The following is a 26499-nucleotide window of genomic DNA, read 5'->3' as shown; positions in this document are numbered from 1 at the left end:
AGCAATTAATTTTCCCCGGCAGCCAGACTTTCGCGCTTCATCTCCAGTTCCAGCCATTTTTCTTCAGATTCAGCGAGTTTCGCCTCAATCTTCTCAAGGTCTGCACTGTATTTCTGGAAGAGCTTCGGATCCCGGCTATACAGACCAGCATCTGCTAGTTTAGTGCGCAGAGCTTCAGCGTCCCGCTCCAGCTTTTCCATTTCCTTAGGGAGATTATCCAGCGCAAACTGATCCTTGTAGCTCAGCTTTTTTGCTGGGACCCGAGAAGCGCCTGATGTCTCTCTGGCTGACGGGGCTGATCGGACAACAGGTTTTTCGGAGGCAACAGTTTCTTCGATGCCGCCTTTTTTCTGGACCAGCATATCACTGTATCCACCAGCATAATCCGTCCAGATTCCGTCACCCTCTGTGGTCAGAACAGAGGTGGCGACACGGTCCAGAAAATCACGGTCATGGCTTACCAGCAGGACAGTGCCGTCATAACTGGCGAGCATTTCCTGAAGCAGGTCGAGGGTTTCCAGATCCAGATCGTTCGTCGGCTCATCCAGCACCAGCAAGTTGGAAGGCTGTGCCAGCGCACAGGCAAGCATCAGGCGGCCACGCTCCCCACCTGAGAGAACACCCACAGGTGTGCGAGCCTGCTCCGGTTTGAAGAGAAAATCCTTCATGTAGCCAATAACGTGGCGCTTTTCGGTACCGACCTGCACCATGTCACCACCGCCGCCTGTCAGCGTGTCAGCGAGTGTTTTCTCAGGGTCTAATGTGCGGCGCTGCTGATCCAGCGTGACCATGGAGAGTGATGGCCCCAGAGCAATTGTGCCGCTATCGGGCTGGTCCTGTCCCACGAGAAGCCGCAGCAAGGTTGTTTTGCCAGCCCCATTGGCCCCAACAATTGCAAGTCTGTCTCCGCGCAGCACACGGAGATCCAGATTGCGGATAATGCAGCGTTCACCCCACGATTTGCTAATATTTTCCGCCACGGCAACCAGACGGCTGGACGTGGAAGCACTTTGAGCATTGAGCGTCACTGTGCCCTGTGCGCGGACAGCCTCTCGTCGGGTTGCCCGCAGAGCTGCCAACTCACCAACACGACGCACATTCCGTTTGCGGCGGGCTGTCACACCATACCGCATCCAGTCTTCTTCTCGCGCAATTTGCCGGTCCAGCTTGTGCGCATCGCGCTCTTCCTGCTCCAGCATCTCTTCGCGCCAGGCTTCAAACCGACTGAACCCCTGGTCCAGACGCCGGGTCATGCCGCGATCCAGCCAGACAACCGAGCGGGAGAGGGTGGAAAGCAGCCGCCTGTCATGACTGATAATGACCATGGCGCAGTTCAGGCTGAGAAGTTCACGCTCCAGCCATTCAATGGTTGGCATGTCCAGATGGTTGGTGGGCTCATCAAGCAGCAGGATATCTGGAGCAGATGCCAGTGCACCGGCAATAGCGCAGCGTCGGGCTTCACCACCGGACACGTTGGCCGGGTTTTCCTTTCCGGTCAGCCCTAGTGCGTCCAGCATGGCTGCAGCCCGCCATTCCGAGGCAGGGTCGGTAATTTGTGCCAGCACATAATCGCCTGTTGTGGCGTAACCGGACAGGTCCGGTTCCTGCGGCAGATAACGCAGGGTGGCGCCGGGCTGCAGAAACAGCGTTCCTGAGTCAGGCTGGATAACGCCTGCCGCAATTTTCAGGAGAGTGGATTTGCCGGACCCATTACGGCCGACCAGACAGAGCCTCTCACCCGCTGAAACAGAAAAACCTGCCTTATCGAGCAGAGGATTTCCGCCAAGCGTGAGAGTAATGTCCTGGAGGAGAAGGAGAGGGGGAGCCATTCCCTGTTTCTGTGGCACAGCGCCTGCGGACGCAAGAGGCTATCTTACGTTGAGCGCGCGAGAGCCTGATTGCTGACGGCCTGATACGTGGCAACAGCCAGCGTCAGAGGTTCAAATGGCTTGGTGATAACAAAGCTGGGCTCGGACGTTTCGCCTGTCAGCAGACGTTCAGGATAGGCGGTGACGTAAATGACCGGAGCGGAGTGGCTTTTGGTAATTTCAGCCACAGCGCGCATGCCATCGCCGCCAGCACCGAGATTGATATCTGCCAGAATCAGGCCGGGCCGCGTTTCCTGCGCCAGCCGAATGGCGTCGGCCTGTGTGTGGGCTACTCCTGCAATCTTGTGCCCGCATTGCAGCACGAGATCTTCAATATCCATGGCGATAATCGGTTCGTCCTCAATAATCAGGACGGATGTCTGGATACCTGTCTTGAGATAGGTATAGGCACTTTCAAGGTCTTCAGAAGCGTCTTTGCTCGAGAGCCCGACAATTCTGGCCGCCATGTCCAGGGAGACTTCTTCCAGTGTTGTCAGCAGAAGGAGCTGGCGCTGCACGATGGTGAGGCCATGCTCCGGCCCATCGTTCTCCGGCTGCGTTGCAAAATGCCTGGAAATCGCCTGATAAAGCCTGCAAAGAGAAGGCAGATCATCTGTCGGGCGGCTCGTGGTGAGGGTCCGCAGGCTTTCCGCAACAAGCAGATCTCCCCTGGGCTGGCTCCCTGTCAGTGCGCGGGCATAACGCCTGCCGTAGGGTAACGCCTGAATTAAAGCGCTGCGCAGCGACTCTGGCATGACAAGGCTCCTTCGCGTGGAGTAGGGCTTAGATTAAGCACGACCGTAACGGTGACATGTGTCATCGTTTGCAGAAAAGGGGAAGTGTTCTGATTCGGGACCGACAACATTCTGACAATGTTGCCACGACATCGTTCTCTCGCACAGAGCTGTTAGCGTTAGTTCCGTCGCTGCGCGCATTTTCCCGTTTTCTGGCAAGAGACGCCACTTTGGCGGATGATCTGGTGCAGGAAACGGTTCTGCGAGCGCTCAGCAAGTCAGAACAGTTCATGCCGGGCACCAACCTCAAAGCGTGGCTTTTTTCCATCTTACGAAATTTTTTTCTGGAACACGCCAGGAATCGCAACCGGGAGCGGGAAGTCCTGAGCGATTACGCGGCAAGCCCTGATCGGGTGACGCAAAGCCGCTCCCCGACACAGGAACGGGAGACCATCCGGGAACTGGACCATTTTTTATGGCGTCTTTCTCCGCTCCTGCGGGAAGCTCTGGTGCTGATTGGCGCGCAGGAGATGACGTATGAGGATGCCGCTCTGGTCTGTGGTGTAACGGTTGGCACTATGAAAACCCGTGTCTCCCGCGCCCGTACACAGTTGCAATCTCTTGTGGAAAATCCGGACGCGGCGGATGAGCCGTCAGCGTGACCAGAAACGTGACGCAAATTTTTTTAGAAATCCATGTAACCTTTCTTCTCCGCCATTCATTCACCCTGCAAGACAATGCAAAAGGCGGAGAAAAAGATCATGACAGTTTCATTCCACGATCAGGTTATCGGTATTCTCCCTAAACTGCGCGTTCAGGCTCTCGCTCTCACCCGCAATCGCGCGGCAGCGGAAGATCTGGTGCAGGATGCCGTTTGCAATGCGCTTGCTGCCCAGAACAGCTTTGCGCCGGGCACAAACTTTGCAGCATGGATGCACCGCATTCTGCGCAACCGCTTTATCTCGGACCTGCGCAAGAAGCGTGACACTACAGATATTGATGATATGCCAGCCTCCTTCCTGGCGACGAACGCCCCGCATGAAGACCGGATTGTTCTGAAAGACCTTGATGCAGCTCTTGCACGTCTGCCAGACGACCAGCGGGAAGCTCTTGTTCTGGGTGTGCTGGAAGGAATGAGCTATCAGGAACTGGCTGATATTGCTGGGTGCGCTGTTGGTACCGCCAAAAGTCGTGTATTCCGTGCAAGACGGCAGCTTGAAGCCTGGATGACGGGTGAAGAGCATGTTGGTAATGAACGGCTTAAAGCACAGGCAGCAGCCCTGCGCCGCAAGCTGGGCCAGCAGGACAGTCAGAACGCTTCTAAGGCTGTCTGAATAATACGAATGGGTGGGCATTAGCCCACCAAAGAAGCGGAAGAGACTGAGCGGCTTGGGCATGTCAGATGACGATTTACGCGGACGATGTGACCTTTCCATCCGGCCGAGTGCAGCAATGCCGCCAGATGGGCAAGACGATGGATAAAAAGCCACGAAAAAAACCAGAAACAACGTCAGATCAGGCCTTTGATCTCTGGTTAAAGCGCGGGCTGCACCAGCTTTTCGATGACGTGGCGAACGAGCCTATTCCTGAAGAATTGCTGAAGCTCATTGAAGAAGATCGCGGAGAATAGTCCCGAGCAGCAGGTGAAGGGGAGGCGGCAGTGGCGCTCAGTGCGCTATGTCCTCCTCTCCCTGCTATCCGGACTGGGCCACATTTTCGCAACCACCAGTGCGCGGATGCGGGTGCTAATCTGCCTATCGGGTATCCCCGTTCTGGCAATCAGCACTGTTCTGGCCCTTCATAATTATAATGAATTGATGGTTGGCAGCGCTCAGCGTGCTGCCACGGCTATTGCGCGGCTGGACCTGCAATTCAGGCACGATACGGACCGCCTGCGGAGTGCGCTGGAAACCATTGGTGGAATGGGGCTAACCCCGGAACAGATTGGCCATGCCCTGCGTCTGGCTGAGACCATGAGCGGGCAGCGGTACTGTTTTCTGGGTATTCTGGATAACGACGGGCAGCTTATCCAGACCGTCTCGCCGCCGGGTAGTGGTTGCCAGAATATCGGTGTCACAGAACCAGCTCCCTCCTTTCAGGGAACCTTGCTGGAGGCCGTGCAGGAAGATGGAAATCCCGATTCCAAGGGAACGTTCCTGCGCATTACGGTTCCGGCAATTTTTCTCTCCATTCCGGAAACACGCGGCTATCTGGTCGGTATCCTGCAATTATCCAGAAAGGCAGCCTATCTGGCCAACAGTGCTGGCTGGCAGGCGTTTTCTGATGAGAGTAATCCGCTTCAGGCCTGGTTGATCAATCAGGATGGAACGCTGTCTTCCGTCTGTACGGACTGCCGCTGGGTGCCACCTTCCGCCGCTGTGGTGCGTCAGTTGCAGCAGAAGCTTGATGCCAGTGAGGGCTCGGTTGTCTCCATACCTACCTCGGAAGGAGGCTATGCGCTGGGGGCGATTGCTGGTGGGGCCGATATTCTGGTGGCAACACAAAGAACGCCGCGTGAAGCCGATGCGCTGCGCACGATGGTGCTGGAAATTTCGGCTTTAATGATCCTTCTCGTGGCTGGCCTGATTGGCGTGACACTGGCTGCCAACATCGTTCTGGTCTGGCCGCTGCGCCGCCTGACCTATTCCGTGCAAAAATGGCAGATGGAGGGGGTTTTTGATGCCCGCATCACCCGCGCCATGCCGCTGGAACTCCAGCGCCTAGGGCAAGCTTTTACCCGCGCCACTCGCCGACTGAGCCGGCACGAGGCCCGTCTGAACAAGGCAATGGCGCATCAGGAACTGCTGATGCGTGAAATTCACCACCGGGTAAAAAATAATCTCCAGATTGTGGCGTCGTTGCTGAACTTGCAGGCGAGCCGGATTTCTCATCCCGAGGTCCGGGCAGAATTTGCTCTGGCACGTGACAGGGTGCGGGCTTTGGCCACCTTGCACAAAACCCTTTATGCGGAAGATCGGCTGGACAGTCTGGATATGGCCAGCTTCCTGCGGGAGCTGTGCGAACAAACGTTACATGTTGCGGGGGAAGGGGAAACGGGGCGGATTACGCTCAAAGTTGAATCCGATGACTTCCGGATGAACCCGGATCAGGCAGTCCCTCTGGCGCTGATTATGACCGAGATTGTCACCAACTCCATCAAATACGCCTTTCCGGATGGGCGACGAGGTACCATTTCCGTCGCGCTGCGTCTGGTGGATCAGATTGTGACCCTGACGATTGCAGATGATGGAATCGGATGCAGTTTTGATGAGGACACGCCGGGAGAACGGCATGGGATTGGCCGAAAACTGATCCGTGGATTTGCCCGGCAGCTTAATGCTCAACTCTCCCGCAGCGGGGAAAACGGGACTGTCTATAAATTTGTATTTCCGCTGATCAGGGAGTGAAAAAAGTCTCTTTTAATACAGAAAAAACGCGAGGCTCAGACACCCCGGCATGGGCGCTATGCTCTGCCCGCAGTAGGGAGCGGCGTCCTTAGGTGTTTGCGTCCTTCGCTGTCCGGTATAAATGCCTAGTTTATGAGTGGTGACAAAGCAGCGATACGTGGCTGGACGCGGACACAGTCGCGTCTGGGGCGTCAGGCAGCGCGACCTGTTGTAGTTTTCGGGCTGCTGTCCAGTCTACTGGGTGTCGGGCAGGCATGGTGTGTAGCAACCGTTCTCGGACATGCCCTCGTTGGCCTTGTCTCGGGTGGCAGCGCACAAACGCTTGCCTTGTGGCCTGTGCTGGCTTTTGCAGGGTTAGCGCTCCTTCGTGCCCTTATTATGGCATTGAGCGATACAGCCGCAGCTAAGGCTGGAATTGACGCCCGGCGCAGGTTGCGCGGTGAGGTGCTGGCCTCGATCCTGACGGGTGGCCCGGCACTTCTCCGTAAAACCCATAGCGGCGAGCTGGCGACAATCGCTGTGGATCGTATTGAAGCTCTGGACGGCTTTTTTGCCCGTTGGGTGCCGGCCTCTGTTTTATGGATTGCCGCGCCTCTTCTGATTTTACTACCGGTAGCCTTCGTTCAGCCTCGAGCAGCTTTGGTGCTCGGCCTGTGTGGCGCTGCCGTGCCATTCGGTCAGGCTCTGTTCGGTATTGGCGCTGCCGTGGCATCCCGCAACCAGTTTCTGGCAATGACCCGCCTTCAGGCCCGTTTTCTGGACCGTGTGAAAGGGATTGCCACCATTGTTCTGGCAGGCCGCGCGGATGATGAAACAGAACGACTGGGACAGGCTGCCGAGGAACTGCGCCAGCGCACCATGAAAATTCTGCGCGTTGCGTTTCTGTCTTCCGCCTCCATTGATTGCGCTATGGTTGTTGCATTGGTGCTGATCGCCATTATGGACGGCAAGCAGGCCATGGCGCTGCTTTCAGGGGGCGTTTCCCCGGCTCTGGCTTATACGCTCACCAGCGGACTGTTCGTGCTGCTGGTCATCCCCGAATTTTTTGCCCCTTTACGTGGTCTGGCGCTGGCCTATCAGGATCGCGCTCATGCTCAGGGGGCAGCGACAGCTATTCTCGATTTGCCAGAGGCTCAGCCCCGTCCTTCACCGGACGGGGCACGCACCGTTAATGCGTCTGGCGTGATGGTGTCTCTGGAAGATGTCTGTTTTACGTGGGATCCGGCACGTGGTCCTGCGCTGGATCATGTCAGCTTTACCGTTCCCGCCGGGGAGACGCTGATTCTGGCGGGTCCTTCCGGTTCTGGTAAATCGACCATTATGGAACTGCTACTTGGCTTCATCCAGCCGGATAGTGGGAGTGTGCGGTTTAACGGAGCGCCGCTGGACAGTATTGTCCCGGATTCCTTGTCCCGCATGATTTCATGGATTGGCCAGAAGCCTGTTCTGTTCGCCGGCACGCTGAAAGACAATATTCTGTTTGCGCGCCCGGATGCGGATGAGGCGGATCTGATGGCCGCCGTCAAAGCGGCTGCCGTGGACCAGTTTTTGCCGTCTCTGCCCGATGGTCTCGAAACACGGATTGGGGAAGGGGGCTTTGGCCTTTCTGGTGGTCAGGCCCAGCGTATTGCCATTGCCCGTGCCTATCTGAAAAACGCCCCCATTTTGCTGCTGGATGAACCAACAGCTCATCTGGATCCGGCCACAGAGAAAAGCGTTTTTGAAAGCCTGCAACGTCTGGCGCTGCGTCGGACTGTTGTTCTCGCCACCCATTCCGCCGCCGTCCATATGTTCAACGGACGGCGTGTGGATCTGCAAATGGGGCGCGTTGTGGCACGGCAGGGAGCTGCGTGAGATGAAAACTTCAGATCAGACAGAAGACGGCACACCGGCACTGACGGATCGCCAGGCCATCTTGCGCATTCTGGGCCTCTGGCATCGGCAGGCTCCCCGGCTGCTTATTGGCGTTATGCTGGCACTCATCGCCCTTTGCCTTGGGCTGGTGCTGATGCAGGCCTCCGGGCTGCGGCTAGCTAGTAGCGTGCTGGGGGAAGTGGTCATCACGACAGCCCTGTTACGCTGGGTTGGTGGTGGGCGCGTCATTTTGCGCTATGCGGAGCGCCTTTTTGCGCATGATGCCATGTTTCGGGCACTGGCTGATCTGCGTGTCTGGTTTTTCCATTCTCTTGCACAGGGTGCAGCTGCCGGGCTTGGGTTCCGGCGGGCAGGGGATATGCTCTCCCGCCTCGTTTCAGACATTGGCACACTGGATGGTCTGTATCTGCGCATTCTGGTGCCGTTTGCCTGTGCGTGCCTGACGCTGCCCATTCTGGTCATCCAACTGGGTCGGCAGAGTGTGGTGCTGGGCGCACTCGTGGGTGTGCTGTTTGCCTGCTCCGCATTTCTCGTGCCTTACCTGATTGCTCAGTCTGGTCAGGCAGAGGGTGAGCGTCTGGGGAAAAACCTCGCAGCCTTACGCATTGGGGTTCTGGATCTGGTGGGCGGCCTGCGGGAAATTCGCGCTTTTGGCGCAGAAGGCCGCATTCTCTCCCATGTTCAGGCAGATGATGCCACTCTGCTTGCTGGTCAGATGCGGCTTGCGCGTCGGTCAGCCTATGCCAATGCCTCGGCCTTTCTCTGCGGACAGGCCGCAATCTTTCTGGTTCTGCTGGCTGCTGCCGGAGCATTTTCTCTGCATATTTCGGCACTCGCTGCTGTCGGTATCCTGTTCCTGACTGTGGCCTCTTTTGAAAGTGCTGGAGCGCTGACCCGCGCCGGCTTGCAGGCCGGTGTGATGGGTGCAGCCGCACGGCGCGTGGTAGAAGTGGCCGTCAGCACGCCTGACACTACACAGCCTGAGGCGCAGACAGACGCGCCAGAAGATACCCACATTCATCTTGAAGGTGTGAAATTCCGCTGGGCGCCTAATCGGCCGCTGGTGTTTGATGGGCTGACACTGGATATCCCGGCAGGCACACGGGTCGCCATCCTTGGTCCCTCAGGTGTGGGGAAATCGAGCCTTGCGGCCTTGCTGCTTAAAGCCGCGGCGCCGGAAGCGGGCAGCATCACGCTGGGTGGAGAAGAGATTTCCCACATTAAAGCGGACTCCCTGCGTCGGCGCATGGCGTGGCTGTCTCAGGCCACGCATCTGTTTGATGACAGCATTCGTGCCAACCTGCTGCTTGGCCGCCCGGACGCCACGGAAGATGATCTGTGGAAAGCGCTGGAAGAGGCCGCCGTGGCCGACGTGGTAAAAACCCTGCCGGACGGGCTGGATACCTGGCTGGGTGAAGGGGGTATCAAACTGTCTGGCGGGCAGGGGCGGCGTATCGCACTGGCCCGAACCCTGCTGACACAGGCTCCCATCCTGATTCTGGATGAACCAGCCACCGGCCTTGATGCGCAAACAGAGCAGGAGTTTCTGCGTACCCTCAACACTGTGACAAAAGGCCGCACCGTGATCCTGATTGCACATCGTCTGACTGGCGTGGAATCACTGGACCGGATCTGGCGTTTGTCTGGTGGGGTTGCGACGGCCGCAGCGGCCTGAGCTGCGGACCGGGATGCTTTACGATGCGCAGAGCGCGAAAAGAGTTGGCTTCCCGTAAGTTTTACAGGCAAATTTACAGAATTACTTTGAGCGTCTTTTTATCGTGTTGAGGATAAACATCATGCGTCGCCTCCTGCCTCTTCTGGGCCTGACCATTCTTGCTGCGTGCGCCTCCCAGCCGGGGCGTAAATATGTCGTCTTCTTTTCCAATCAGTCTGTGGAACTGAATGACACTGCCAGAAACGTGATTGCGGAAGCGGCACGCAAGGCAGAGAGCAACCCTGGCAGCATTGTGCAGGTTGAAGGCTATGCTGGTGCCGGCGGCGGAGACCTCTCAGCAGACGCTCTGATTGCTATTCAGCGTGCCAAACTGGTGGCGGCAACCTTGCATGAGGATGGTGTCTCCGGGGATCGCATTCGCCAGACACCGCGCGCTCCGAGCAATGGCGAGGGTATGACTGTTGGCGCGCGTCGCGTGGAAATTGAACTGGTAGCGCCCTGATTTTCTATGACTGAACTACAAACTGACATGACACCTCCGGCTCCTGCTCTGGCGCGGGATGCCGGGGGGCGTGACCGGTTTGTGGGTGCCAGTCCAAAAGACGTCCTGCACGCCGTTTTTGGCTTTCCTGATTTCCGCAGCCTGCAGGGGCAGGCGGTGGAATGCGTCATGGAAGGCCGTGACGCCTTAGTCCTGATGCCAACAGGTGGTGGCAAAAGTATTTGCTATCAGGTCCCCGCTCTGTGCCGCCCCGGCATGGGGTTGGTGATCTCTCCTTTAATTGCCCTGATGGACGATCAGGTGGCGGGGTTACGGCAGGTTGGCATTAACGCCGCAGCACTCCATTCCGAACTGGAAGGGGATGAAGCGGCGAAAATTCGCTCGGATCTGGCTGCCGGGCGCGTTGATCTGCTGTATGTGTCCCCTGAACGCCTGCTTTCACCCGGCACGCTGGAGCGGCTGACTCGGCAACCTATTTCCATCATAGCGATTGACGAAGCTCATTGTATTTCTGCATGGGGGCATGAGTTCCGGCCGGAATATCGTGCGCTGGCCTCGCTCCCCAAACATTTTCCCAATGTTCCGCGCATTGCGCTTACAGCCACAGCCGATGAACGCACACGGGAAGATATCCTCAGTGCGCTGGATATGCCGCACGCCGAGGTTCTGGTTTCCAGCTTCCATCGGTCCAACCTCAATATCGCCGCGCTCCCCAAAGCCTCAGAAATGCGGCAACTCACTGCTGTGCTTGAACGGCACAGGGACGAGGCCTGTATCGTCTATTGCGGCAGCCGCGCACGCACGGAGCGTATTGCTTCCGCCCTGCGGGATAAGGGCTGGACAGCGCTGGCTTTCCACGCCGGTCTCTCCGCGATTGAAAAGCGGGCCGCTTTACTGCGGTTCCGCTCAGGGGAGCCGATTGTAATTGTCGCGACGGTAGCTTTCGGGATGGGGATTGATCGGCCCGACGTGCGGGCTGTTATCCATCTCGATATGCCCGGCTCTCCGGAAGCCTATTATCAGCAGATCGGGCGGGCAGGGCGTGATGGCCTGCCGTCTGAAACCGTTCTGCTTTATGGTGGCGAGGATATGGCTCGCGCGCGTTACTGGCTGGACCAGTCCAGTGCACCGGACAGCGAAAAGCGGATTATGCGTAGCCGTCTGGAAGCCATGATCGCCCTGACGGAAACGACTGGCTGCCGTACACGAGCGTTGCTGCATTGTTTTGGTGAGACGCTGGAAGGCCCGTGCGGCCATTGCGATAACTGCCGTTATCCCGTGGTGACGTTTGATGGCACGGATGCCGCCAGAAAGTTTCTGTCCACCGTCTATCGCACCGGGCAAAGATTTGGCGCACTGCATATTATCGCCGTTTTACGCGGCAAGCTGACCGAGGCGGTTGAGCGTAACCATCATGACACGCTGTCTGTCTGGGGTATTGGGAAAGACAAGAGCGAACCGTTCTGGCGTGGCGTCGGGCGTCAGCTCATTGCCCGGGGGGCCTTGCGGAGTGAAGGGCAATATAGCGGCCTTGCCCTTAATCAGGAGGTCGCCCGGCCTATTCTGCGGGGCGAAGAATCTGTTAACTTGCGGGCTGATGCCACGCAGGAACTGGAAAAAGCTGCCAGCCGCAGCCGTGCCCCGGAAGCGCTGGCCGAGCTGCCTGAAGAGAAACAGGCTTTGTTTGCGGCTCTCCGAAGCTGGCGGCTGGATGAGGCACGGGAACAGGAGATCCCGCCTTATCTGATCTTTCATGACTCCGCCTTGCGGGATATTGCGCTGGAAATGCCGACCAGTCTTGCCGAACTCGGTGAAGTGAAAGGCGTTGGTCGTTCCAAGCTGGAGCGCTATGGGGAAGCCGTTCTGGCGGTTCTGAAGACCGCACAGGGAGTATAACATGGCCTCCGTAGATGAAAGACGCGCCCGTATCCTGCACTTTGTGCAGCAGCAGGGTTATGTGGCGAATGAGGATCTGGCAAAGGCCCTGCATGTCACGGTGCAGACGGTCCGGCGCGATGTGAACAGCATGGCGGCAGAAGGTGCTCTGGCGCGCCACCATGGGGGAGCCAGTGCCCTCTCTTTTGCCGAAAATATTGCTTACTCAGATCGTCAGATTCTCAATCTGTCACAGAAAGAGGCCATTGGAGAGCGCGCAGCGGCGGCAATCCCGGACGGTGCCTCCCTGTTTATCAATATTGGCACCACGACCGAGGCTTTTGCGCGCTCTCTGAGGATGCACAGAGCCTTGCGCGTCATCACCAACAACATTCATGTTGCCAGCCTGCTGACGCCAGCCCCGGAATGCAATCTTGTGATTGCAGGCGGCACGGTAAGACTGCGTGATGGCGGCATTGTCGGCCCGGCAGCTGCTGCCATGATTGAGCAGTATCGGGCTGATTTTGGGGTGATCGGCATCAGCGGCATTGATGAGGACGGCACGTTGCTGGACTTTGATGTCGATGAAATTACTGCTGCGCAGGCCATTATCCGAAACTCGCGCACCGTCTTTCTTCTGGCTGATCACACAAAGTTCAGACGACGGCCGATGGCCCGTGTCGGGCACATTTCCGAGGTCAGTGCGTTCTATACAGATCAGGCGCCCCCTGAAGGCATTCGTAACCTTCTAAAAGAGGCGGGGGTTCGTCTGCACATCGCAAACGAAAGCGCATTTTCGGAAAAGAAAACAAAAAAGGATTCCTGAGCCGATTTGCGTCACATTAAAGCCATTGTTTTTGGCTTACCTTTTCGGATACGAATAAGGCCAGTGTCCCGTTTTGGTGTAATTGGAAGAAAAAATGTCAGATTCCGCTCCTTCTCCTGCACAGCCCTATGATCTTCTGATTGTTGGTGGCGGCGTTAATGGCGCAGGTATTGCGCGCGATGCCGTTGGGCGCGGGGCTTCCGTTCTGCTTGTCGAACAGGATGATCTGGCGAGTTATACGTCTTCCGCCAGCACCAAACTGATTCACGGTGGCCTGCGGTATCTGGAATATTATGAATTCCGTCTGGTGCGTGAAGCGCTGACAGAACGTGAGCGCCTTCTGGCCATGGCACCGCACATCATGTGGCCGATGCGCTTCGTACTGCCGCACTCCAAACTGGTACGTCCGGCATGGATGCTCAAGGCAGGCCTGTTCCTGTACGATCATCTGGCGTCCAACATGACGCTGCCCAAGTCCCGTGCGGTTGATTTCCGCACGCATTCTTCCGGTCGCCCGCTCAAGCCTGAATATACCAAAGGCTTCGTGTATTCGGATGGCTGGGTGCAGGATAGCCGACTGGTTGTGCTGAATGCGCTGGATGCCGCTGAGCGTGGTGCCGAAATCCGTACCCGCACCCGCCTGATCAAAGCAGACCGGGTAAATGGCGTCTGGGAAGCTGTTCTGGAAGATCGTGCCACAGGCACGACCAGCACGGTACGCGCCCGTGCGCTGGTCAATGCGGCCGGCCCGTGGGTTGCCAAGCTGCTTTCTGAAACACTGAAAATTCCTAATTCCAAATCCGTGCGTCTGGTCAAGGGTAGCCATATCATTGTCCCGCGTGTGTTTGAGGGGCCGCAGGCTTATATCTTCCAGAACCCGGATAAGCGTATCGTGTTCGCTATCCCTTATGAGCAGAATTATACGCTGATCGGCACCACGGATATTCCGTGGAAGGAAGCTCCCGGCACCGTCGGGATTGCGCTGGATGAAGTGACCTATCTGTGTGAAAGCGTGAACCGCTATTTCCAGACGCAGGTCAAAGAAAGCGATGTTGTCTGGAGCTATGCTGGCCTGCGTCCGCTCTATGACGATGCTTCAGCCAACGCATCTGCCGTCACGCGTGACTACGTGCTGGATCTGGACACGACGGACGGCGCTCCACTGCTTTCCATCTTTGGTGGTAAGATCACCACGTACCGCAAGCTGGCTGAGCATGCTCTGGAAAAACTGGCCCCCGTGTTGCCGGTGGTTGCCGGAGCAAGCTGGACCGCCAGCGAAGTGCTGCCTGGTGGTGATATCGGGGAAGGGGGCTTTGCTGGCGCACTGGCTCGTCTGCGTCGTGCGGCTCCGTGGTTGCCGGAACAGCTTGCATGGCGCCTGATGCGCAATTATGGAAGCCGGGCCTATGAGATTATCGGTGAGGCCGCCTCTATGCAGGATATGGGCGAACTTCTGGGTGGGGATCTCACCACGCGTGAAGTTGATTACCTCATCGGCAAGGAATGGGCGCGCGCACCGGAAGATGTTCTGTGGCGTCGCAGCAAGATGGGCCTACACCTGAACGAGGCAGAAAAGAACGCTGTTGCGGACTATGTTAAGAAGAAGGTAGCCTGATTTTTTAATTCCGAGCCATCTCTTTCCAAATAAAAAAACAAAAAAGAGGAAAGTATGACCACCACCCAACGCGCCCTGATTGGCGAGCTGATCGCTGAATGTATTGCGGTCTTCATTATTATTGTTTTTGGGGATTCCGTAGCAGCGATGTATGCGCTCTACGACCCCAGCCCCTATAAAATGGCGTATTGGGGCGTCTGTATTGTCTGGGGACTGGGCGTGACGATTGCCATTTACGTCACGGGCGCAGTCTCCGGCACACACGCCAACCCCGCAGTAACACTGGCGCTGGCCTGTTACCGTGGTTTTTCATGGAAAAAAGTTGTGCCCTACTGGGCCGCACAGGTTGTAGGCGGCTTTCTGGGCGCGGTGATTGTTTACACGCTCTTCTCTCCCGTCATCGCGCATTATGCTGCCGTCAACCATCTGGACTGGCGGCATGACGGGGCAGCCGCAGGCGTCTTCTTTACCCATTCGGGCGACTTCATCACCCCGATGCATGCTTTTGTGGACGAAACCATCCTGACAGCCATGCTGCTTCTGGGAATTTTTGCGGTGACCTGTGAATACAACACGCAGGCTCCGCAGGCGAACTCCGGCGCTCTGATTATCGGCCTGCTGGTGGCAACAATCGGCGCTTCTGCGGGCTATCTGGAAGCGTGGGCCATTAATCCGGCGCGCGATTTTGGACCTCGCCTGTTCTGCTACTTTGCCGGGTGGGGGGAAGCAGCTTTCCCGTCTCCTGGAAATTACTGGTGGGTGCCGGTTGCCGGACCGCTTCTGGGCGGTGTAGTGGGGGCCGGGTTCTATCAGGGGGTTGTAAAACCCTTCATGCCAGCGATCGTTCGGGCACGGCAGCCTGACGTTGCTCAAGATTAATTGCTCCAGCCATAAGGATAACGTGCGATGAGCAAGCAAGACTACGTATTGGCGATTGATCAGGGCACGACCTCTACGCGCAGTATTGTGTTCGATCGAAATGCCCAGGAAATTTCAAGTGCTCGCCAGGAGTTTGCTCAGCACTATCCTGAACCCGGCTGGGTAGAACATTGTCCGGAAGACATCTGGAACGACGCAAAGGCCACAGCCACAGCAGCGCTGGAAAAAGCCGGTGGCACCAGCCGCATTGCCGGGATTGGTATTACCAACCAGCGCGAAACCATCGTCGTGTGGGAACGCGCAACGGGTAAGCCGATCCATCGTGCCATTGTCTGGCAGGATCGCCGCACAGCATCTGTCTGCCAGAAACTGCGGGATGAAGGAGCTGAAGCGCTTGTCCGTGAACGGACGGGCCTGCTACTGGACCCCTATTTTTCCGCCACCAAACTGGCCTGGCTGCTTGATAATGTGTCCGGCGCACGCGCCAGAGCCGAAAAAGGCGAACTGGCATTCGGCACGATTGATTCCTTCCTGCTCTGGCGTCTGACGGGCGGGAAGGTGCATGCCACGGATATCACCAATGCCGCGCGAACCCTGTTGTTCGATATCCACACACAGAAGTGGGATGATGATCTGCTGCGGTTGTTCCGTATTCCGGCTGCTCTGTTGCCAGAGGTAAAAGACAACAGCACCATTTTTGGTGAGACAGATCCCGCTCTGTTCGGCCGTACCATCCCCATTGCCGGTATGGCAGGGGACCAACAGGCCGCTGTTGTCGGGCAGGCTTGTTTCTCTCAGGGCATGGCGAAAGCGACTTACGGGACAGGCTGTTTTGTGCTGCTGAATACGGGTGAAAAGCCAGTCACCTCCAAAAACCGGATGCTGACGACCATTGCTTACCGTATCAACGGCAAGACGTCTTACGCGCTGGAAGGCTCCATCTTTGTGGCGGGTGCCGCTATCAAGTGGCTGCGTGATGGCCTGCATCTGATTACGCATGCATCACAGACAGACGATATGGCGACGCGCGTGCCACACAGCCATGGCGTTTACATGGTGCCGGGATTTGTCGGGCTTGGCGCTCCGCACTGGGACCCGGATGCTCGCGGCCTGATCTGCGGTCTGACGCTTGATGCGACAGCTGCTCATATTGCGCGTGCGGCTCTGGAATCTGTGGCCTATCAGACGCTGGATCTGGTCACAGCCATGACGCAGGACGGGGCAGGGACCACTGAAGCTCTGCGCGTTGATGGCGGTATGGCCGCCAATGACTGGTTCTGTCAGTTCCTGGCCGACATGCTGCAAGTCAATGTTGAGCGTCCGAGCAACATTGAAACGACAGCTCTGGGTGCCGGCTTCCTTGCCGGTCTGGCAACCGGGGTCTGGGAAAATGAAAAGACGCTGGCGTCTGAATGGGCCCGCGGCGCGCTGTTCAAGCCCTCCATGGCCAACGAGCAGCGTAAAACCATGATTGCGGGCTGGCATCAGGCCGTTAAGCGGACGCTGACGAACCCCAGCTCCGTTTAACGTTTGCACTACTTTTCTCTCCCGGCTTGTGTCTCATGATGAGGCAGCAGCCGGGAGGAAAACAAACCCTGCTAGCAGAGCGCGCTTACTGAGCCTGATCCATTTTCATTGTTACGGTTTTAGACGAACCGCCCAGAAAGCTGAAGGTAAAGGAAACATCTTGCCCCGGCTGGATGGAGGCGTCCGGATCCAGACACAGCAGATGATACCCTCCACGCGGAAACACGAGCGTTGTATGCGCGGGTAAGGAAAGATGCGTAAACAGGGACAGTGTGCCCGGCGTGCTTTCCTGATCAGAGTGGTGCCCCACCAGTGTCCGACATGCAGAAGACCGGACATCGGTCATCAGGTGGGCATTGCCACCATCGTTCGCGATTGTAAAATAAACGCCTGCCATGCGGTTTTCGCTCTTGATGAACTGCATGCTCGTGTTGGTAATGGTGATATCTTTCTGAGCGTCAGTCTGGCCGGGCAGGGATTTATCAGGGTCCCGATCTTCCGCCAAAACGGGGCCTGCGAGAGCAAAGCCAGCCAGCATTGCAGCGACACAGCCAGCACGAAAACGCATTTTCATCGTAACTCCAGTTTTTAATAGCCCGGGACCGGTATAAACTGGTGGGGCAAAAGAATTTTATTGCGGTCACTATACCGCAATGTCGCGCCAGAAGGCCAAGCTTGAAAAAGCATCGGCCCTTTCAGTGCCAGAGTGAGAAAGGCTCACGTCACGATGCGTTGCCCTTTTTGTGGGAACCCGGATAGTCAGGTCAAGGACAGTCGTCCCAACGAGGAAGGTTCTGCCATTCGCCGGCGCAGAGCCTGTCTGTCCTGCGGCCAGCGTTTCACAACAGTTGAACGTGTACAGCTGCGCGATCTGATTGTCGTCAAGGCTGATGGTCGGCGTGCGCCTTTCGAGCGGGAGAAAATCACCCGTTCCATCCGGATCGCTCTGCGCAAGCGTCCTGTGTCTGAAAGCAGAATCGAACAGATTGTCACAGGTCTGGTAAGGCAGCTTGAGGCGGCCGGGGAAACAGAGGTGCCCTCCGCGCGTATCGGGGAACTGGCGATGGATGGGTTAAGAGAGGTCGATACTGTCGGATATGTCCGCTTTGCGAGTGTCTATAGAGACTTCACGGAAGGGCGGGATTTTTCGGAAATTCTGACGTCAATGGACTCGTTAGAGCCTGATTCGCAGGAAAAGACTGGACCTCGTGGCATAAAGAAGCCATGAAACCCCGCTCCCTCACACGGGTAGCAGGAGATAGGGAATGACAGAGCTGCAGGACCATTCAGAACTTAAAGGCGCGCAACGGCCCCGCACCGCTGCCCGCGTTGCCGCCATTCAGGCTCTTTTTCAGATTGAGCAGAATGAAGATCGCCCGGAAAGCGTCATTCAGCAGTTTCTGGTGCACCGGTTTGGCACCACGCTGGATAATGCGTCTTATGACGAAGGATGCATCCCTGAGGCAGACACGCAGCTTTTCTGCACCATTGTCAGGCAAGGTGTTGCGGAACGCGGTGTTATTCTGGAACAGCTGACTCAAACACTTCCGGCCTCATGGCCTGTGGCGCGTCTGGACCCGGTTCTGCGTGCCCTGTTTCAGGCAGCTATAGGGGAAGCGCTGGAAGCCAGCGTGCCGGCACGTGTGCTGATTAACGAATATATGGACATCGCACACGGCTTCTTCTCGGGTGATGAACCCAAGCTGGTTAACGGAGTGCTGGATACCATTATGAAAAGACTGGTCAGCGGTCCGACGGAAGACGAAGAAAAAGAAGGTGGTCCCGCTGACTGATCTGCCGCAGGAATTCAGCTTCATCCATCGGCACTTTTCCGAGCTTGCAGGCCCGGCAGCGCTGGGCCTGAAGGATGATGCTGCTGTTTTTACACCCCCGGCAGGCATGGAACTGGTTATTGCCGCCGATGCGATGGTGGAAAACGTTCATTTCCTGCCAGACGATCCCCCTGAGACAATCGGGCGCAAGCTCCTCCGCTGCAATCTGTCCGATCTTGCCGCCATGGGCGCGACCCCTGAGGGGTGGTTGCTTACACTGGCCCGCCCTCCGGGACTGGATGATGCATGGTTTACAGCCTTCTGTAGCGGTCTGAAGGCTGATCAGAAGCATTTTGGCCTCAGTCTGCTGGGAGGGGACACAACTTCCACGTCGGGGCCTCTCGTCCTTTCTCTGACCATTCTGGGCTCCGTTCTTCGCGGGCAGGCTATCCGACGCGTCGGCGCACAGGCCGGGGATGGCCTCTGGGTGACCGGAACGATTGGTGACGGCGCGCTAGGTCTGCGTGTCCTGCAAAGGCATCTGAGTGACCCCTCCGGTTACCTTGCAAGCCGTTACAGGCTCCCTCAGCCCCGTATAGGCCTGCCACTCTATGGTCTGGCCTCCGCAGCCATGGACGTCTCTGATGGCCTCCTGCAGGACGCAGGCCACCTTGCGCGTGAGAATGGGCTGGCTGTGACCCTGACTGCTCATGCTGTTCCACGGTCCGATGCAGCTATAGCCTGTGGTCCCGACTGGCTGGACGTATGCCTCACGGGTGGCGACGATTACGAGATTTTGTTTGCAGTCCCGCCTGCCCACGAGGCTGCCCTCAAACAGGCTGGGGCATTAGAAACCCCTCACGGCTCCGTCCCGGTAACTCGTATTGGCCAGTTTCACGAAGGAAAAGTGGGCGTACAGGTTCTTGACGGCAATGGCCAGTCCATGACGTTCACCAAAGGTGGCTGGAGCCATCTTTAAGCGGGACGATCAGGCTGAAAAGAGAATTTTCAGCCTGACCTGACGCCATCAGGAAAGCAGCTTTTCGTACATGCGATGCCGCTTGTAGGGAACAGGCACAATCCGCTCGATCAGGTTGCGAATAGGCATGTTGGTTTCCAGCACCCAGCCCAGCTCAATCGTACGATAAGGCAGGTCCCGACCGCGCTTCATTAGCTCATCAATCAGCAACCCGGGAATAATGGCGCTGAGGGCCGTACCAGCGAGCTTTTTCTTTACGCCCAGAAGAATTACGCGCGCAGAATAAAAATCATGCGCAATCAAACGCGACGCCAGCTTGACCCAGCCAAGCGGGGAGGGCGCACCGCCAACATCACCATTCAGGTCAAAAATATTCGGGATAACCAGCGCAATCGCAACCGGCTCCCCTTTAAATTCAACCAGAACATACTGCTCCGGCCGCAAAACGGGCTTTAACGCTTTGAGCAGGGAGCGGATTTCAATTTCTGTAATGGGGACATTGCCCCACGTGCCTTCCCATGCGTCGTTATAGATCGACCGCAGGATGTCCGCGTCTTCATCAATATGGTCCTTGCGTAGCCCGCGCACCGTGATGCCACCCAGCCGCTGGCGCAGATTGGCGGGAATCCGGTTGGCCTGCTCGGCTGCCGGGCTGGTTTCCATTCTGTAAGACAGCAGATCCATGGCTTTCGAGAAGCCGGCCTGTTCAATAGCTGGCCCCAGTGTAGCCGGGTGCCAGCCTGTACCGATCATGGGAGGTTCCATCTGCCCTTCAATCATAGTGCCCGATTCACCATGATAATTCAGGGTCCAAGGTCCTCTGATCCGTTCAATACCCTGCGCTTTGAGCCAGCCCGTTGCCGCATCCAGCAGGGGTTTGACGCACTCGGTGTCCAAAGCATCCAGTGCACCAAAAAAACCTGTTCTGGGGCCAGGTTGCTCAAGAGCGAGTGTATCAATCTGAGCGGATATTCGCCCGATGGGCTTCCCATCCCGCCAGGCCAGAAAGTAACATGCTGTGCCATGGCTGAAGAACGGCGACCGACGCGGGTGGAGCATATCGCGCTGCTCCATATCCAGAGGCGGGACATAGCTGGGCTGGTCGTTGTAAAGAAGGCGCGGAAGCTTGATGAAGAGCGAAAGCTGACGAGCGCCCGAGACGGCGGAAACGACGATCTGGTTCGGGGTAGTCATCGGTACTCCATCAAACTGGGCCTGGAAACCGCAAGGTGATGCATCATTCCGACGGAATGGAAAAGGGGGAAGTGTGAACAAGGTCTCAACGAGCGGGCACGAACTCCGGTCTGTGCTGATTACCGGAGCCACTGGCGGCATTGGGATGGAGCTGGCAAAACGCTATGCGAAACCGGGCCGCACCCTCATGCTCTGGGGGCGCAATAAAGAGCGGCTGGACACCATTGCCAAGCTGTGCTGCGCCCGTGGAGCTGAGGTTTTCCCTCGTCAGATTGATCTCTCCAATGGTGAGGCAGCCCTTAGCGCTATCCGGGAAGATCAGGCTAGACACGGTCTCGATCTGGTTATCCTGGGAGCAGGGTTGTCCGATATCAAATCACCCGATCAGCAGACAGAAGACCCTGCCGGCGTTCTGAAGCTCGCGCTGGTCAATTATGCAACGCCGGTAACGCTTGCGACGGCAGCAGCACAAAGCATGCTCCATCAAGGCTACGGAAAAATTGTTCTGATTGGGTCTGTCGCCGGCTTCTATGAACTACCATTTGCGGCATCCTACAGTAGCTCCAAGGCAGGCCTCGCCTGCTTTGCTCAGGCCGCCAATCTGGCCTGGCGACCCAAAAATATTCAATTGACCCTCGTTGTGCCGGGTTTTGTCGACACCCCGATGAGCCAGAGACTGGAAGGGCCGCGTCCGTTTCTGGTCTCAGCAGGCAGTGCTGCTCGCCGGATCATGAAAGCCATCAAGAACGGGCAGGAAGAGCTTATTTTCCCCTGGCCATTTCGGGTCTTGCGTGTTGCTGAACGCCTGCTGCCGGCATTCCTGCGCAAGCATATCCTGCAAAGTCTGGATGTGGGACAGAAAGAGCACGCAGGCGGATAGGATGAAATCCAGCATCTCCGGTGAGTTTACCTGTCCGGTATCTGGCGGATGCCACGAGGGTGGCCACCAAACAAACTTACGGCCCGCTCTCCGGGTTGAAGACCGATAAAAAAACGCCGCAAAGCCTTGTCATGAAGTGTGCTAAAAATCATTCATACAATGACTTGACCAAAGCGGCTTTAAGAGAGATAAGGCCCACACACCACGCCGGTCCGGTGGCAGAATGGTGATGCAGCGGACTGCAAATCCGCGTACGTGGGTTCGATTCCCGCCCGGACCTCCAGTTTTTAGTTAAGCTAAAAATCTCATGTGGTTTTTCCAAAATTTAGTGGGTAGTTATTTGTAAAGCTGCCTAAGCGAATGCGTTTCCAGGAAAACTGCAGAAAACTGTAATGGCCAGTCGGTTTTCTTTTGATTTTCGTAATTGCGCTTTTTAACGCAATGAAACGCCAGCTTTTGTCATGATTCAGATTTTTTAGATGATAAAAGATAGAAATGCACCCTTCATCGTGGCATGAAGTGGCAACTATTTATTTGTGCTCTAATTTAGGCAGGAGAAACAAATGCGGCGTATTTACGGGGTCGGGATGGGCATGGCCGCCATGCTTTGCAGTTCCACTGCGTGGGCCCAGAAGTATGATGGAAGCGGCTCCCCCAGCTTTATTCCGCATACGCTGCAGGAAGCTCTTGCCTCAGCTTATCTGACCAACCCCACACTGCAGCAGGCACGTGCAACATTACGTGCAACAGATGAGCAAGTCCCCACAGCGCTGGCTGGCTGGCGTCCTACAGTGACAGGGAGTGTCGGTCTCAGTTATTACAAGGGGACAAACGATTATCAAGGCTCAGCAGATCAGCCTGGTTATCTACGTGTTTATGATACCCCCGGCTATACAGCAGGTGTTACTATTCAGCAGCCGATCTATAGTGGCGGCAAAACGACAGCGTCCACGCATCAGGCCGTCAATAAAGTCATGGCAGCACGCGCCAACCTGATTTCAGTTGAACAGCAGGTCTTCAAAAATGTTGTAAACGCTTATGTGAGCGTAATTGAAGACGAACAGCTTCTGCAGCTCAACATCAATAACGAACGCGTTCTGCAGCAGCAGCTGCGGGCTACCAATGAACGCTTCAAGGTCGGGGAAATTACCCGGACCGACGTGGCTCAGGCTGAATCTGCTTACGCGTCAGCGAAAGCCACGCGACAGCAGTCCGAAGGCACCCTTCAGACAGCGCAAGCCACCTACATGCAGATTGTGGGGATGGCTCCTCCCCCTAATCTTGTGCCACCTCAACCTCTCGTGCTGCCCGTTAAAAACGAACAGACTGCGGCCGCTATGGCGGTCAAGAACAATCCTGACGTGATTAACGCTCTTTTCACCGAATCCTCTCAGAAAGATGCAGTCGCTGTGGCTATGGCGGCTATCATGCCCAAGATTTCAGCAACGGCAGCTTACAGCAGGCAAATCAACCAAAGCCTGAATCATCAGATTGATGAAAATAAATATGCCATGCTGAATTTCAATATTCCTGTTTATCAGGGTGGTTCGGAATATGCGGCTGTCCGGCAGGCCAAACAGCAGGCGCAGGCAGCCCATCGCGAAGTTGATATTCAGCGCCGGACAGCCGCACAGGACGCCGTTTCAAACTGGCAGAAGCTGGTTTCCTATCAGGCGGCTATCTCCAGCAACCGGATGGCCATTAAAGCCGGTACGGTCGCTCTTGATGGTGTTGAGCGTCAGGCTATTGTGGGCACCAGCACAACGCTGGAAGTCCTGCAGCAGCAGGAAACATTGCTTCAGGCTCAGGTCGCACTGGTGCAGAGCCTGAGCAACATGGTTCTCGCGTCCTATAATGTCGCCTCTGCCATCGGTCGTCTGACAGCAGCAGATCTCCAACTGAACGTTCCACTCTATGACGACAAAGCTTATTACAAAGCTGTAAAAGATCGTCTGTGGGGGCTGAACGACTATGCTGTGAACCAGCCTGGTCGTTAAAAACTGGCACCGGGTTGCCAACAAATATAGATCGGCTTTTAGTCTGACAGTCTTGTTTTTTGTCCCTTCGATGAAAAGTAGCCCTGTCAGATGTTTCCTGCACGGGAAGCTCGGACTATAACTCTGCAAAGGCGGGGGCAGGACATGCCTTCCGCCTTTTTATGTTTTCTGGTTGGATATCATGCTGAACAAGACTTTTGAGCCTGCTGAGACAGAGAAGAAACTTTACGAGCTGTGGGAGAGCGAAAAGGCATTTTCGGCTAACCCGCAGAGCGGCAAGAAGTCGTTCACTATCATGATTCCACCGCCGAATGTGACAGGCACCCTCCATATGGGGCATGCTCTGACCATGACCCTGCAGGACACGCTGGTGCGCTGGAAGCGGATGCAGGGGTTTGATACCCTGTGGCAGCCTGGCACCGACCATGCTGGCATTGCCACGCAGATGGTTGTCGAGCGGGCACTGGCCACAGAAAACACCACCCGACAGGAGATGGGGCGCGAAGCTTTCGTCCAGCGCGTCTGGAAATGGAAAGAAGAGTCTGGTGGCGGCATTACGCGCCAGTTGCGTCGACTGGGGGCGTCTCTCGACTGGCCGCGTGAACGCTTTACCATGGATGAAGGGCTGTCCCGCGCGGTCAAGGAGGTTTTTGTCACCCTTTATAAGGAAGGGCTGATTTACCGGGACCGTCGTCTGGTCAACTGGGACCCGATGTTCCGCTCCGCCATTTCCGACCTTGAAGTCGAAAGCAAAGACGTCGCAGGGAAGCTCTGGTACATCCGTTACCCCGTTGAGGGCAAAGCCGGTGAAACCATTACGGTCGCTACGACACGGCCTGAAACCATGCTGGGCGACGTCGCTGTTGCTGTCCATCCGGAAGATGAGCGCTACGCAGCGCTGGTTGGCCAGTCTGTTCGCCTCCCACTGACGGGACGCCTGATTCCCATCGTAGCCGATCTGCACTCCGACCCGGAAAAAGGCACCGGTGCGGTGAAGATCACCCCGGCGCATGATTTTAACGATTTCGAGGTGGGGCGTCGACACAACCTGCCTATGCTCTCCATTCTGGATGAGCAGGCACGCGTTGTTCTGGACGAAATTGAAGAAGAACTGACCAGCGTTGACGGTCTTGCTGACCCGGCTTTTGTGAGAAGTCTGGCAGGTGTTTCCCGAGAGGACGCCCGTAAGAACATCGTCGCTGAGCTGGAAAGACTGGAATGGCTGGAGAAGATTGAGCCGCACCGCCATCAGGTTCCCCATGCAGAGCGGGGCGGCGCAGTTATTGAACCGCGTCTGACCACACAATGGTATTGCGATGCCGGCAAGCTGGCCGGACCTGCCATTGAGGCCGTCACCAGCGGTAAAATTTCCTTTGTGCCCAAACAGTGGGAAAATACGTTCTTTGCGTGGATGCGAGACATCCAGCCCTGGTGCATTTCCCGCCAGCTCTGGTGGGGGCACCGTATCCCGGCATGGTATGGCCCGGACGGGCACGTGTTTGTGGCGCATGATGCAGAGGACGCGCAGAAGCAGGCCGATGCCCATTACGGCAAGACCGAAACCCTGTCTCAGGATGAAGATGTTCTGGATACGTGGTTCTCATCTGGTCTGTGGCCGTTTTCCACACTGGGCTGGCCGGATAAGACACCTGAACTCGCACGCTATTATCCGACCGACGTTCTGGTAACCGGTTTTGACATCATTTTCTTCTGGGTCGCCCGGATGATCATGATGGGCCAGCACTTCATGCATGACGTGCCGTTCCGCGACATTTTCATCCACGGTCTGGTGCGGGATGAACGCGGCCAGAAAATGTCCAAGAGCAAAGGCAACGGGATTGATCCGCTTGAGCTTATTGACGCCTACGGTGCTGATGCGCTGCGCTTCACCATCTGCGCGCTGACAGGCATTGGCCGTGACGTGAAGCTGGGCCGGAAAAAGGTTGAAGACTACCGCGCCTTTGTCACCAAAATCTGGAACGCGGCCCGCTTCTGTGAAATGAATGGCGTGAAGGCGCAGGACGGATTTGACCCGCACAGCGTGACATCTCCTCTTGGTAAGTGGATTATTGCGGAAGCTTCCACGGCTATTCAGGAGGCAACCAAAGCTCTGGAAGCCTATCGCTTCGATGAATACGCGCTGAGCTGCTATCGCTTTGTCTGGAACCGCTTCTGTGACTGGTTCCTTGAATTCGCCAAGCCAATTTTTGCGTCCGATGATGCAGCAGAAGCCGCTGAAATCCGCGCTGTTGCCGCGTATGTTCTGGGTATTATTCTGCGGCTGTTGCAGCCCGTCATGCCATTTGTAACGGATGAACTCTGGACCGAATTCGGTTTTGGTAAACAGGGCAGCCTGATTTCTGAGGCATGGCCAGAGCCGATCGTTGTAGCTGGGGCTGAAGCAGCTCAGGCAGAGTGCGATCACATCATCCGGCTGATTTCTGAAATCCGGACGGTCCGTGCGGAAATGAATGTCCCGCCGTCACAGAAAGCCCCGGTTTTCCTGCAGGATGCTGCACCGGAAACCATGGAGCGGGCTGAACGCTGGCAGGAAGCCATTGGCCGCATGGCGCGGGTTTCTCATGTTGCCCCGCAACAGGGTGACGTGCCGCGTGGTTCGGCTCAGGCCGTTGTGGATGAAGCAACGCTGATCATTCCGCTGGAAGGGCTGATTGATATTACCGCCGAGCAGGAGCGCCTGAAGAAGGAGCTTACCAAGGCAGACGATGAAATTGCCAAGACTGAGAAAAAACTCGGGAACGAAAATTTCGTTTCACGCGCTAAACCTGAAATCGTTCAGGAAATGCGGGGTCGTCTGGAGGCGCAGCAAGGTGAAAGTATTCGGCTGAAAGCGGCACTCGCCCGCATCGCCTGAACCACCTAGCTTTGAGGCC

At 56.6% G+C, this 26499-nt stretch carries 22 protein-coding genes and 1 tRNA gene; 19 read left to right on the top strand and 4 right to left on the bottom strand.

Features of this window, described 5'->3' with window-relative positions:
- Nucleotides 1-5: 5 nt before the first annotated feature.
- Complete coding sequence (locus HK23_RS01635) at nt 6-1829, bottom strand: ABC-F family ATP-binding cassette domain-containing protein (protein ID WP_086652640.1); 1824 nt, start codon at nt 1827-1829, stop codon at nt 6-8.
- 44 nt (nt 1830-1873) lie between these two features.
- Nucleotides 1874-2623: a response regulator gene (locus HK23_RS01630; protein ID WP_086652639.1), complete on the bottom strand. Its 750-nt coding sequence runs from the start codon at nt 2621-2623 to the stop codon at nt 1874-1876.
- A gap of 209 nt (nt 2624-2832) precedes the next feature.
- On the opposite strand from HK23_RS01630, the gene HK23_RS01625 reads away from it, so the two are divergent.
- The 12 genes from HK23_RS01625 to glpK all read left to right on the top strand — a co-directional run bounded on the left by HK23_RS01625 (nt 2833) and on the right by glpK (nt 16783).
- Nucleotides 2833-3264, top strand: coding sequence for a sigma-70 family RNA polymerase sigma factor (locus HK23_RS01625; protein ID WP_231888486.1), 432 nt, complete (start codon nt 2833-2835; stop codon nt 3262-3264).
- Nucleotides 3265-3363: 99 nt separating this feature from the next.
- Nucleotides 3364-3936 (top strand): sigma-70 family RNA polymerase sigma factor, encoded by a 573-nt coding sequence (locus HK23_RS01620; protein ID WP_063908419.1) that lies wholly within the window; start codon nt 3364-3366, stop codon nt 3934-3936.
- A gap of 140 nt (nt 3937-4076) precedes the next feature.
- Nucleotides 4077-4232: a NepR family anti-sigma factor gene (locus HK23_RS01615; RefSeq protein WP_231558340.1), complete on the top strand. Its 156-nt coding sequence runs from the start codon at nt 4077-4079 to the stop codon at nt 4230-4232.
- Nucleotides 4233-4338: 106 nt separating this feature from the next.
- Nucleotides 4339-6009 carry a sensor histidine kinase gene (locus HK23_RS01610; RefSeq protein ID WP_086652638.1) on the top strand — a complete coding sequence of 557 codons (1671 nt, stop codon included), beginning with the start codon at nt 4339-4341 and terminating at the stop codon, nt 6007-6009.
- A gap of 132 nt (nt 6010-6141) precedes the next feature.
- Complete coding sequence (gene cydD / locus HK23_RS01605) at nt 6142-7863, top strand: thiol reductant ABC exporter subunit CydD (protein ID WP_086652637.1); 1722 nt, start codon at nt 6142-6144, stop codon at nt 7861-7863.
- Nucleotide 7864: 1 nt separating this feature from the next.
- A complete protein-coding gene (gene cydC / locus HK23_RS01600; RefSeq protein ID WP_086652636.1) occupies nt 7865-9559 on the top strand; it encodes a thiol reductant ABC exporter subunit CydC in 1695 nt (564 codons plus the stop codon).
- Between the two features lie 121 nt (nt 9560-9680).
- Nucleotides 9681-10061, top strand: a complete 381-nt coding sequence (locus tag HK23_RS01595) for an OmpA family protein (protein ID WP_063908273.1) — start codon at nt 9681-9683, stop codon at nt 10059-10061.
- A gap of 27 nt (nt 10062-10088) precedes the next feature.
- Nucleotides 10089-11957 carry a DNA helicase RecQ gene (gene recQ, locus HK23_RS01590; protein ID WP_086652635.1) on the top strand — a complete coding sequence of 623 codons (1869 nt, stop codon included), beginning with the start codon at nt 10089-10091 and terminating at the stop codon, nt 11955-11957.
- Between the two features lies 1 nt (nt 11958).
- Nucleotides 11959-12762, top strand: coding sequence for a DeoR/GlpR family DNA-binding transcription regulator (locus HK23_RS01585; protein ID WP_086652634.1), 804 nt, complete (start codon nt 11959-11961; stop codon nt 12760-12762).
- Between the two features lie 94 nt (nt 12763-12856).
- The gene (gene glpD / locus HK23_RS01580; RefSeq protein WP_086652633.1) at nt 12857-14377 is read left to right on the top strand and encodes a glycerol-3-phosphate dehydrogenase; all 1521 of its coding nucleotides are present in this window, start codon (nt 12857-12859) and stop codon (nt 14375-14377) included.
- A gap of 54 nt (nt 14378-14431) precedes the next feature.
- A complete protein-coding gene (locus HK23_RS01575; protein WP_086652632.1) occupies nt 14432-15256 on the top strand; it encodes an MIP/aquaporin family protein in 825 nt (274 codons plus the stop codon).
- 27 nt (nt 15257-15283) lie between these two features.
- Nucleotides 15284-16783: a glycerol kinase GlpK gene (gene glpK, locus HK23_RS01570; protein ID WP_086652631.1), complete on the top strand. Its 1500-nt coding sequence runs from the start codon at nt 15284-15286 to the stop codon at nt 16781-16783.
- An 85-nt stretch (nt 16784-16868) separates the two neighbouring features.
- On the opposite strand, the gene HK23_RS01565 is transcribed toward glpK, so the two are convergent.
- Entirely contained in the window at nt 16869-17357 is a 489-nt protein-coding gene (locus HK23_RS01565) for a copper chaperone PCu(A)C (RefSeq protein ID WP_086652630.1), read from the bottom strand.
- Nucleotides 17358-17510: 153 nt separating this feature from the next.
- On the opposite strand from HK23_RS01565, the gene nrdR reads away from it, so the two are divergent.
- From nrdR to thiL, 3 genes are read left to right on the top strand one after another with little or no spacing between them, the layout of a single operon-like run.
- Nucleotides 17511-18011, top strand: coding sequence for a transcriptional regulator NrdR (gene nrdR, locus HK23_RS01560; protein WP_063908416.1), 501 nt, complete (start codon nt 17511-17513; stop codon nt 18009-18011).
- Nucleotides 18012-18048: 37 nt separating this feature from the next.
- Nucleotides 18049-18576 (top strand): transcription antitermination factor NusB, encoded by a 528-nt coding sequence (gene nusB / locus HK23_RS01555; protein ID WP_086652629.1) that lies wholly within the window; start codon nt 18049-18051, stop codon nt 18574-18576.
- Nucleotides 18560-19534 (top strand): thiamine-phosphate kinase, encoded by a 975-nt coding sequence (gene thiL / locus HK23_RS01550; protein WP_256940009.1) that lies wholly within the window; start codon nt 18560-18562, stop codon nt 19532-19534. The genes nusB and thiL overlap by 17 nt, the downstream gene beginning before the upstream one ends.
- Before the next feature lie 48 nt (nt 19535-19582).
- On the opposite strand, the gene HK23_RS01545 is transcribed toward thiL, so the two are convergent.
- Complete coding sequence (locus HK23_RS01545) at nt 19583-20728, bottom strand: hypothetical protein (RefSeq protein ID WP_063908266.1); 1146 nt, start codon at nt 20726-20728, stop codon at nt 19583-19585.
- Nucleotides 20729-20801: 73 nt separating this feature from the next.
- On the opposite strand from HK23_RS01545, the gene HK23_RS01540 reads away from it, so the two are divergent.
- The 4 genes from HK23_RS01540 to HK23_RS01525 all read left to right on the top strand — a co-directional run bounded on the left by HK23_RS01540 (nt 20802) and on the right by HK23_RS01525 (nt 26480).
- Entirely contained in the window at nt 20802-21608 is an 807-nt protein-coding gene (locus HK23_RS01540) for an SDR family NAD(P)-dependent oxidoreductase (RefSeq protein ID WP_256940008.1), read from the top strand.
- A 209-nt stretch (nt 21609-21817) separates the two neighbouring features.
- Nucleotides 21818-21891 (top strand) — tRNA-Cys (locus HK23_RS01535).
- A 280-nt stretch (nt 21892-22171) separates the two neighbouring features.
- A complete protein-coding gene (locus tag HK23_RS01530; RefSeq protein WP_086652627.1) occupies nt 22172-23605 on the top strand; it encodes a TolC family outer membrane protein in 1434 nt (477 codons plus the stop codon).
- A 181-nt stretch (nt 23606-23786) separates the two neighbouring features.
- Nucleotides 23787-26480, top strand: coding sequence for a valine--tRNA ligase (locus tag HK23_RS01525; protein WP_086652658.1), 2694 nt, complete (start codon nt 23787-23789; stop codon nt 26478-26480).
- Nucleotides 26481-26499 lie beyond the last annotated feature (19 nt).

This window comes from Acetobacter malorum (genome assembly GCF_002153605.1).
Taxonomy (GTDB): domain Bacteria; phylum Pseudomonadota; class Alphaproteobacteria; order Acetobacterales; family Acetobacteraceae; genus Acetobacter; species Acetobacter malorum_A.
The sequence above is the reverse complement of the archived record's forward strand: the minus strand, read 5'-3'. Positions and strand labels throughout refer to the sequence as shown.